The sequence below is a fragment of the Kitasatospora sp. NPDC059088 genome (genome assembly GCF_042738155.1).
GTDB lineage: Bacteria > Actinomycetota > Actinomycetes > Streptomycetales > Streptomycetaceae > Kitasatospora.
The window spans coordinates 24,467-33,660 of sequence record NZ_JBHYGR010000106.1 but is presented as its reverse complement, the minus strand read 5'-3'; the positions used below and the strand labels follow the sequence as shown (position 1 = coordinate 33,660).

The window sequence follows — 9,194 nt, the reverse complement described above, 5'->3', positions numbered from 1 at the left end:
TCGAAAGCCCCACCCCCCGACCCTTTCCCCGACGGCTCAGCGGCCCTTGCGCAGCGGGTTGATCACCCCGAACGCCCCGGTCAGCGTGGACGGGTCGACGAAGGAGCCGCCCGGCCCGTGGGTACGGACGAAGTTGTCCACCAGCCCGGAGAACGACGGGTCCACCTTCGCCCGGTACGCCGCCAGCAGGTTGACCCGCTCCGGCGTGGACAACTCCCGCTCGGCGCGCAGCTGGTGGCTGCGCGAGAGGTGGTACATGCCCTCGACGGTGTAGCCGGCGTCCAGCCAGCCCTGCCACAGCGCGTCGCGGTCCGCCTCCTGCCCGGCGAAGTGCTCCAGGGCGCGCGGCCGCGGCTCGGTCGGGGCCACCGGCGCCGGCACCCCGGCGGTCGGCACCGGCTCGGCCCGCAGCTCGACCCGCCGCCCGCTCAGGTAGAGCACCGGAACGCCCTTGCGGACACAGAGGTTGAGCGCCTGCGCGGCCTGGTCGACGACCGCCTCGGCCTTGTCGTTGAGCGAGGTGTTGCACAGGATCGGCACCCCGGTCGCGGCCCGGAAGGCGTCCAGCGCCCGGTGCAGCCGCGGGTTGGACGCCGCGGTGACGGTCTGGTGCCGGGCCGAGCCGTCCAGGTGGACGATCGCGGGCACCAGCTCCCGCACCTGCGGCCGGACCTGCACGGCCTCCAGCATGTACGGCGACTCGCGGTCGGAGGCGAACCAGTCGCCCGCGTGCTCGGCCATCACCATCGGCGCGACCGGCCGCCACCACTGGCGCCGCTTGACCTCGTTCAGCAGGTCCTTGACCTTCGGCGACCGCGGGTCGCCGAGCAGGCTGCGGTGGCCCAGCGCGCGCGGACCGAGCTCGGCCCGGCCGTCCACCCAGGCGACCACGCCGTCCGAGACGTCGGCGACGAAGCGCTCGTCCTCGAAGTCCGTCACCGAGACGATCCACGGCGCGAACTCGGCCAGCGCCTCCTCGGTGTCCAGGACGTCCCGGCCGTAGTACGGGGAGGTGATCCGCAGCCCGGCGCCGTCGAGCGCGCCGGCCCCGTACAGGCCGAGCAGGCCCAGGCCGATGCCCTGGCCGGAGTCGTTGGCGCACGGCGGGGTGACCAGGCCGCGGAAGCCGAAGCGGTCCATCAGCAGGGTGTTGGTGGGGCAGTTGAGCGCGTAGCCGCCGGTGGTGGCCAGGTGGGTGTCCTCGGCGCGGATGCCGCCGACCTCCAGCAGCCGCTCCACGTTGCGGATCGCGACGCCCTCGCAGCAGCGCTGGATCACCTTCATCACGGCGCTGCGCAGGTGGTCCTCACGGCTGAGCGAGTCGTCCAGCTCCGCGTCGGCGAGCTGCTCCTCGGCCGCGTCCACCACCGAGCGCACCAGGTCGTGGGCGGCCTTCCAGGGCTGGGTCGCCGAGCCGCCGAAGAAGGTGACGCCGGCGATCGCGGCCTCGGCGTCGAACTCGATCGCGGCCGTCGAGGCGGAGGCGAGCGCCATCAGCGAGCCCGGCTCCAGCCCGAACACCGTCTCGGCCGCGGTGTACAGCGGCCCGGGGGACTCCACCGGCTCGAAGGTGATCCGGCCCTGCTTCACCACGCAGCCCGCGTACCAGTACGGGTTGGGGCGGCTCTCCTGGGCGTAGTCGGGCAGCGCGTCGATCGCCAGGCCGACGATCTGCCCCTCGCGGAACAGCGGGACGTCCCGCAGCACGCCGCTGAACAGGTGCGCCAGGCTGTGCAGCGGGAAGTCCTCCGCCCCGGCCGGCTTCGGCACCGGCTGCGCCTTGGGCAGGCCGGGCGTGCCCCAGGTGGCGGTGACGTCGTCGAGGGTCAGCCCCTCCTCGGCGAGCAGCGCCGACAGGAAGGCCGCCGAGCGGCCCTCGGTGTACAGCGGCCAGAAATGGTGCTTCTGCCCGCTGACCCGCTCCAGTTCCCAGACCCGGACGAGTTCGACGTCCGCCCCGTCCCGGCGCCACAGCGCGACGTTCTGGTCGTGCCGGACCGAGAAGACCGCACCCGGCCCCGGCGGCGTGAGATAGGCGGAAAGGAAATGCTCGGCCACGGTTACCTCTTTTTCCTCGGTCTGCCAGGTTCTGTCAGGACGAGGTATTTCCGGCCCGTGCGCGAAGGGATGCCCCGGGATTTCCGGTACCCCGCCCGGGCCGGCCGCCTGCCCCCGGCACCAGCGACTACCCGGTCATTCGACCACGCGTGCGCAGGGCCGGTACATACTGAAATCCCCGTTTACGCACGGCCCCGCGCCCGGGCGTACGCATGCGCAGCGGGGGCCCGGGCCGTTCGGCGGGGAAGTCCGTGAGGTGCGTCAGGCCCGGGCGCCGGCCCCGGCGTCCTGCGCGGCGAAGAACTCGTCGGCGATCGCCCGGGTCCGCGGCAGCTCGGCGACCGGCTCGCCGATCACCCGCCCCGCCAGCTCCCCGGCCAGCCGGATCACGTCCTCCCGCAGCTCGGCCTCGGCCAGCACCCGGTCCGCCGCCAGCTGCACCTGCGCCTCGGCCAGCATCCCGTCCCGCAGCGCCTGCCCCTCGGCCCGCAGCCGCGCGATCAGCGCCGCCCCCTCCTCGGTGGCGGTCTGCCGGATCGCCGCCGCCTCGTGCCGCGCGGCGAGGAGTTCCGCCTGGAACTCCTCATATATCCGCTGGGCCTCCGCCCGCGCCTCCTCGGCCCGCTCGACACCCCCCTCGGTGGCGTCCCGCCGCTCCCCCAGCACCTTCTCGATCCGCGGCAGCAGCACCGCCCCGAGGATCCCGAAGATCAGGAAGAAGCAGACGAGTCCGATCACCAACTGCGCTACATCAGGCTTCAAAGGTCCCATGGCAGCAGGATAGTTGAGCTCATGTCACGCATACCTGCCGGGGTGGCGGAGCGCGGCCGGGGCCCGTCAGGCGTGGCAGGCCGGCAGTCCGCCGCAGTACTCCACCATCTCGGCGAAGAGCGCGCCCATGTCCACGGCGCTCTCCGAGCCGGGGTCGGCGTCCTCCAGGTAGGCGCGGTGCAGGTTCGGCAGCAGGCGCTCCGCGTCGAGCAGCGCCGCGAACGGCCCGGGGCCGTGCGCGGCGGCCGTCTCCCGCGGCGAGCGGCCGGCCCGGCGGCCCGCGGCCGCGAGGTCCCGCACGTAGTGCAGGTAGTCCTCGGTGGCGTCCAGGAGTTCGGGGCCGCCGACCGGCCCGTGCCCGGGCACGACGGTCCTCGCGCCGAGCGCCCGCAGCTCCTCGACGGCCCGCAGCGAGCCGGCCAGCGAGCCCATCGGGAAGAACGGGGTGACGCCCGCCATCACCAGGTCCCCGGTGTGCAGCACCCCGTGGTCGGGCAGCCAGACGGCGGTGTCCCCGGTGGTGTGCGCCGTCCCGAAGTGCAGCAGCTCGATCCGTACGTCCCCGCGGTGCAGTGAGGTCCGGCCGGCGAAGGTGAGGTCGGCGGCCCGCACGGTGAGGTCGCCCCAGGAGACGCCGGGCCACAGCGTGGTCAGGTGCAGTCCGGCGGCGAGCGCCTCCCGCCGGGCGTTCTCGTGCGAGACGACCGCGGCCTCCGGGAACAGCGCGTTGCCGAAGCTGTGGTCGCCGTGCGAGTGGGTGTTGACGAGCAGCCCCGGCGGCGTCGCGCAGACCCCCAGCACGGCCGCGCGCAGGGCCCGGGCGCGGGCCTCGGTGGCCGCGGTGTCGATCAGCACCGCGCCGTCCCCCGTCGCGACCAGCCCGGCGTTGTTCAGGCACCAGCCGCCGTCGGGCTGCACGTACGCGAAGACGCCCGCGGCGACTTCCTCCAGCGTGGGGTCCTGGGCGGGCATGACGGGCTCCCGGGGTGGTCGGACGGATGTCGGGGGCGTGCGACGGGCGCAGGCCCGGCCAAGCTCCCAGCCCCCGCTAGAGCCGGGCTCGACGACCGCCACAGCGCCCGGACCGGCACCTTCGGCCTGACCAGGCGTCAAGGCCGCTTCGAGTGCCGCTTGAGGCACCGCTCGCACGCTGTTGCCGTTCCAGGGCCCCCGGGTCCGAAGACGGGCCCCCGGGCCCGTTCCCATTCGGAAGGAGGACCGTCCATGGTCCGCAGCAATCGAGGCCGTGAAGGAGCAGGACGATGACCCGAAGGGTGGTGATCACCGGCATGGGGGTGCGGGCACCGGGCGGCACCGGGACCAAGGAGTTCTGGAGCCTGCTGTCCGAGGGCCGCACCGCGACCCGCCGCATCTCCTTCTTCGACCCGGCCCCGTTCCGCTCGCGGATCGCCGGCGAGGTCGACTTCGACCCGCAGCTGGAGGGCCTGGGGGCGCGCGAGCTGCGCCGGATGGACCGGGCGACCCAGTTCGCCGTCGCCTGCACCCGCGAGGCCGTCGCCGACAGCGGACTGGACTTCGCCTCGCTCGACCCGCACCGGATCGGCGTGAGCCTCGGCAGCGCGGTGGCCGCCGCGACCAGCCTGGAGCGCGAGTACCTGGTGCTGTCCGGCGCCGGCCGGGACTGGCAGGTGGACCACGACTACCTGTCCCCGCACATGTTCGACTACTTCAGCCCCGGCGCGATGCCGGCCGAGATCGCCTGGGAGGTCGGCGCCGAGGGGCCGGTCACCCTGGTCTCGGACGGCTGCACCTCCGGTCTGGACTCGGTCGGCTACGGCGTCCAGCTGATCCGCGAGGGCTCCGCCGACGTGGTGCTCGCCGGCGCCGCCGACACCCCGGTGTCGCCGATCGTGGTGGCCTGCTTCGACGCCATCAAGGCCACCACGCCCCGCAACGACGACCCCGAGCACGCCTCCCGCCCGTTCGACGACTCCCGCAACGGCTTCGTGCTGGCCGAGGGCTCCGCGATGTTCGTGCTGGAGTCGCTGGAGTCGGCCCTGGCCCGCGGCGCGCACATCCACGCCGAGGTCGGCGGCTACGCGACCCGCTGCAACGCGTACCACATGACGGGCTTGAAGAAGGACGGCCGCGAGATGGCCGAGGCCATCCGGCTCGCCCTCGACGAGGCCCGGCTCGACCCGACCGGCGTGCACTACGTCAACGCGCACGGCTCGGGCACCAAGCAGAACGACCGGCACGAGACCGCGGCGTTCAAGCGCAGCCTCGGAGCCCACGCCTACGAGGTGCCGGTGAGCTCGATCAAGTCCATGATCGGGCACTCGCTCGGGGCGATCGGCGCGATCGAGATCGCCGCCTCCGTCCTGGCGATCGAGCACAACGTCGTCCCGCCGACCGCGAACCTGCACACCCCGGACCCGGAGTGCGACCTGGACTACGTCCCGCTGACGGCACGCGAGCTGCGGGTGGACAACGTCCTCACCGTGGGCAGCGGCTTCGGCGGATTCCAGAGCGCGATGGTCCTGCGACGTCTGGAGTCCGCCGCGTGAGCACCCCCGCCACCCTCTCCACCCCCGCCACCGGCTCCGCCGCCACCACCGCCACGGCCGCCACCGCCGCCCCCGTCGTCACCGGCCTCGCCGTGCTGGCCCCCAACGGCTTCGGCACCGAGGCCTTCTGGGCCGCCACGCTGGCCGGCCGGCACGGCATCGGCGAACTCACCCGGCTGGACACCACCGGCCTGCGGACCCGGCTGGCCGGTGAGATCCGCGACTTCGACGCGACGGCCCTGCTGCCGGGCCGACTGCTCCCGCAGACCGACGTGTCCTCCCGCTACGCCCTGGTCGCCGCCGAACAGGCCCTGGCGGACGCGGAGTTGGATCCGGACAGCCTGTCCGACTACGCGCAGGGCGTCTGCACCTCGACCGCCCAGGGCGGCTTCGAGTTCACCCACCGCGAGTTCCGGAAGCTGTGGAAGCAGGGCCCGGAGTTCGTCAGCGTCTACGAGTCCTTCGCCTGGTTCTACGCCGTGAACACCGGCCAGATCTCCATCCGCCACAAGATGCGCGGCCCCTCGGCGGCGCTGGTCGGCGAGCAGGCGGGCGGGCTGGACGCCCTCGGCCACGCCCGGCGCGGCATCCGCCAGGGCACCGCGCTGATGCTCAGCGGCGGCGTGGACTCCGCGTTCGACCCGTGGGGCTGGGCCGCCCAGCTGTCGGGCGGCCGGACCAGCCCGGTGTCGGACCCGACCCGCGCGTTCCTGCCCTTCGACCGGGACGCCTCCGGGCACCTGCCCGGTGAGGGCGGCGCCATGCTCGTCATCGAGGACGCCGGTTCGGCCGCCCGGCGCGGGGCGCCGCGGGTTCTCGGCGAACTCGCCGGGTACGCGGCGACCTTCGACCCCCGGCCCGGCTCCGGCCGACCTCCGGGGCTGCGGCGCGCGGCCGAACTGGCCATCGCCGACGCCGGGTTGCTCCCCTCCGACATCGACGTCGTGTTCGCCGACGCGGCCGGCAGCCCGGCGGCCGACCGGGCCGAGGCGGAGGCGATCACCGCGGTCTTCGGCCCGCACGGCGTACCCGTCACCGCCCCCAAGTCGCTGTTCGGGCGGCTCGCGGCGGGCGGCGGCCCGGTGGACACCGCGCTCGCCCTGCTGTCGATCCGCGACGGCGTCGTCCCGGCGACCGCCCACACCACCCACGTGCCGCAGGAGTACGGCCTGGACCTGGTGCGCGGCGAGGCCCGCCCGCTGCGGGTGCGCGCCGCCCTGGTGCTGGCCCGGGGCCACCGCGGCTTCAACGCGGCCCTGGTCGTCACCGCCCCCGGCCGCTGAGCGGCGCCCGCACCACCCCCGACCACACCTCCGAGGAGAGACCCATGACCACTCCCATGACCGTCACCGACCTGCGCCGCATCCTGGTGGCCTGCGCGGGCGAGGGCGACGGCCCGGTCCTCGACGAGAACACCCTGGACACCCCGTTCGAGGACCTCGGCTACGACTCGCTGGCCCTGATGGAGACCGCCTCCCGGATCGAGCGGGAGCTCGGCGTCACGTTCCCGGGCGACGCGTTCGCCGACGCCGACACCCCGGCCGCGCTGCTCGCCGTGGTCAACGGCGCCCGCCCGGCCGTCCGCTGACCACCGCCCGGCGAGTCGAGGAGAGCACCGTGCAGGAAGTCCCGTCCGGGAACGGACGCGAAGCGAACCACCGGATCCGCACCACCGAGCACCGGCGCACCGTCGCCGCGCCGCCGGCCGCCCTGTACGAGCTGGTCGCGGACGTCACCCGGTGGCCGGCCGTGTTCGGCCCGACCGTGCACGTCCAGCACCTGGAGCACACCGGCGACCGGGAGCGGTTCCGGATCTGGGCCGTGCTCAACGGCGCGGTGAGCAACTGGACCTCCCGGCGCGTGCTGGACCCGGTCACCCGCCGGATCGACTTCCGCCAGGAGGTCAGCCGGGCGCCGGTGGCCTCGATGGGCGGCAGCTGGGAGTTCCTGGAACTCCCCGGCGGGCACACCGAGGTGGTGCTCCGGCACGCGTTCACCGCGGTGGACGACGACCCGGAGCAGGCCGAGTGGATCACCCGGGCCGTGGACCGCAACAGCCCGTCCGAACTCGGCGCGCTGGCCCGGGTCGCCGAGCTCGGGCACCCGGTGGACGAGGTGGTGTTCAGCTTCACCGACGAGGTCGAGCTGACCGTCGGGGCGGCCGAGGCCTTCGCGTTCGTCGACCGGGCCGACCGCTGGGCCGAGCTCCTCCCGCACGTCGACGAGGTGGCCCTGGAGGAGCCCGAACCCGGCGTCCAGCGGCTGGAGATGGTCACCCGCACCGCCGACGGCGCCACCCACCGCACCGCGTCCTGGCGGGTCTGCCAGGAGCCGGAGTGGATCGCCTACAAGCAGTCCGCCCCGCCGGCCCTGCTGCTCGGCCACAGCGGGCTGTGGACCTTCGGCACCGACGCCCGGGGCCGCCCGGTCGCCACGGCCCGGCACACCGTCGCGGTCGACCCGGCGGCCGTCCCGGCGGTGCTCGGCCCGGGCAGCACGCTCGCGGACGCCCGGGCCCACCTGCGCGAGGCCCTCGGCGGCAACAGCCTGCGCACCCTGTCCTTCGCGGCCGGTGCGACGACCGAGGCCCGCTGACCCTCCCGCCCCACCACCCGGCGGTGCCCGGGGCAGGCCCGACCGGGGCCAGCCCCGGGCGCCGCCGCACCCTCAGGAAGGAACACCCCATGTCACCGTCGCACAGACGCACCCAGCGCACCTGGCTGACCGCCGCGGGGATCGCCGCGGGGATCTGCGGACTGCTCGGCACCGTCGCCGTGCTGCCGGCCGCCTCGGGCGCCGAGGCCGTCCAGGTGTGCCGGGCCACCCTCGACGGCGAGACCACCGACACCGTCGGCTCCGCCGAGGCCGACTCCGCGCTCGACACCGCCGGCGCCTACGCGGGCCCGTGCGCCGAGTACGGCCCGGCCGTCAAGGTCGGCAACGGGAGGATGCGCACCTACGCGCAGTTCTCCAAGGGCCGGCCGACCGCCCTCGGCTTCGTCTTCGACCGCACCGCGCTCACCGGGCTGCCCGAGCCGCACACCACGGACCGCAAGGACTGCTACGACGTCAACGGGGACGGCCGGATCGACCCCGCGACCGAGTGCATCCACCACCAGAGCTACCCGTTCGAGCTGCCCGGCACGTACACCAAGAAGTCCGGCCCGTTCACCTGGGCGCTGGTCAACTGGAACGCCGAGGGCCACGACCCGCAGGGCGTCTACACCGCCCCGCACTTCGACTTCCACTTCTACATCCAGAGCCGCAAGGACCGGGACGCCATCCGGGTCGGCCCCTGCGCCGGCCCCGGCCTGACCGACTGCGACGACTTCGCCACCGCGCGCAAGCCCGTGCCCGCGAAGTACACCGCCCCGGACTACGCCGACTTCGGCGCGGTCGTCGCCAAGATGGGCAACCACCTGATCGACGGGACCGGCCCGGAGTTCCACGGCCGGCCGTTCACCAAGGCGTTCCTGTACGGGAACTACGACGGCGGGATCACCTTCTACGAGCCGATGATCACCTACCAGTGGCTCATCGACCTCAAGCCCGGCGACAAGGTCTGCACCCCGGTCAAGACGCCGGCGGCCTTCCAGCAGGCGGGCGACTACCCGACCAGCTACTGCGCCGAGTACCGGCGCAACGGCAAGGAGATGACGGTCTCGCTGAACGACTTCGTCACCCGCCGGGCGGGCTGACACCCGGCCGGCACCGACCGGCACCGCACCACGACGAACCGCCCCGCGCCCCCCCCCCCCGCGGGGGGGGGGGGGGGGGGGGGGGGGGGGGGGGGGGGGCGCGCCCCCGGGCGGGGGGCGGGGGGCGGGGGGTAAAAAA

Annotated in this window: 8 protein-coding genes; 5 read left to right on the top strand and 3 right to left on the bottom strand. The window is 74.3% G+C overall.

The window, feature by feature from the left end; genetic code table 11:
* Positions 1 to 36 precede the first annotated feature (36 nt).
* The 3 genes from ACFWXO_RS34000 to ACFWXO_RS33990 form a co-directional block, all read right to left on the bottom strand.
* On the bottom strand, positions 37 to 2,058 hold the full coding sequence (locus ACFWXO_RS34000; protein ID WP_380528811.1) for a carbamoyltransferase C-terminal domain-containing protein: 2,022 nt from the start codon (positions 2,056 to 2,058) through the stop codon (positions 37 to 39).
* A gap of 261 nt (positions 2,059 to 2,319) precedes the next feature.
* Positions 2,320 to 2,829 carry an ATP synthase F0 subunit B gene (locus tag ACFWXO_RS33995; protein WP_380528809.1) on the bottom strand — a complete coding sequence of 170 codons (510 nt, stop codon included), beginning with the start codon at positions 2,827 to 2,829 and terminating at the stop codon, positions 2,320 to 2,322.
* Positions 2,830 to 2,895: 66 nt separating this feature from the next.
* Positions 2,896 to 3,801, bottom strand: coding sequence for an MBL fold metallo-hydrolase (locus tag ACFWXO_RS33990; protein WP_380528808.1), 906 nt, complete (start codon positions 3,799 to 3,801; stop codon positions 2,896 to 2,898).
* A gap of 290 nt (positions 3,802 to 4,091) precedes the next feature.
* Between ACFWXO_RS33990 and ACFWXO_RS33985 the strand changes: the two genes are divergently transcribed.
* The 5 genes from ACFWXO_RS33985 (at position 4,092) to ACFWXO_RS33965 (ending at position 9,055) form a co-directional block, all read left to right on the top strand.
* Complete coding sequence (locus ACFWXO_RS33985; protein WP_380528806.1) at positions 4,092 to 5,357, top strand: beta-ketoacyl-[acyl-carrier-protein] synthase family protein; 1,266 nt, start codon at positions 4,092 to 4,094, stop codon at positions 5,355 to 5,357.
* The gene (locus ACFWXO_RS33980; protein ID WP_380528804.1) at positions 5,354 to 6,640 is read left to right on the top strand and encodes a ketosynthase chain-length factor; all 1,287 of its coding nucleotides are present in this window, start codon (positions 5,354 to 5,356) and stop codon (positions 6,638 to 6,640) included. Before ACFWXO_RS33985 ends, ACFWXO_RS33980 begins: the two co-directional genes overlap by 4 nt.
* A 44-nt stretch (positions 6,641 to 6,684) precedes the next feature.
* Positions 6,685 to 6,945 carry an acyl carrier protein gene (locus ACFWXO_RS33975; RefSeq protein ID WP_375895220.1) on the top strand — a complete coding sequence of 87 codons (261 nt, stop codon included), beginning with the start codon at positions 6,685 to 6,687 and terminating at the stop codon, positions 6,943 to 6,945.
* A gap of 29 nt (positions 6,946 to 6,974) precedes the next feature.
* A complete protein-coding gene (locus tag ACFWXO_RS33970; protein ID WP_380528802.1) occupies positions 6,975 to 7,952 on the top strand; it encodes an aromatase/cyclase in 978 nt (325 codons plus the stop codon).
* An 89-nt stretch (positions 7,953 to 8,041) separates the two neighbouring features.
* Positions 8,042 to 9,055 (top strand): hypothetical protein, encoded by a 1,014-nt coding sequence (locus ACFWXO_RS33965; protein ID WP_380528800.1) that lies wholly within the window; start codon positions 8,042 to 8,044, stop codon positions 9,053 to 9,055.
* The last annotated feature ends 139 nt before the right edge of the window (positions 9,056 to 9,194 follow it).

What these genes read in the sequence shown, in the direction of transcription:
- ACFWXO_RS33975 (WP_375895220.1), top strand. Translation starts at nt 6,685, where the DNA reads ATGACCACTCCCATGACCGTCACCGACCTGCGCCGCATCCTGGTGGCC.
- ACFWXO_RS33995 (WP_380528809.1), bottom strand. Translation starts at nt 2,829, where the DNA reads ATGGGACCTTTGAAGCCTGATGTAGCGCAGTTGGTGATCGGACTCGTC.
- ACFWXO_RS33990 (WP_380528808.1), bottom strand. Translation starts at nt 3,801, where the DNA reads ATGCCCGCCCAGGACCCCACGCTGGAGGAAGTCGCCGCGGGCGTCTTC.
- ACFWXO_RS33965 (WP_380528800.1), top strand. Translation starts at nt 8,042, where the DNA reads ATGTCACCGTCGCACAGACGCACCCAGCGCACCTGGCTGACCGCCGCG.
- ACFWXO_RS33985 (WP_380528806.1), top strand. Translation starts at nt 4,092, where the DNA reads ATGACCCGAAGGGTGGTGATCACCGGCATGGGGGTGCGGGCACCGGGC.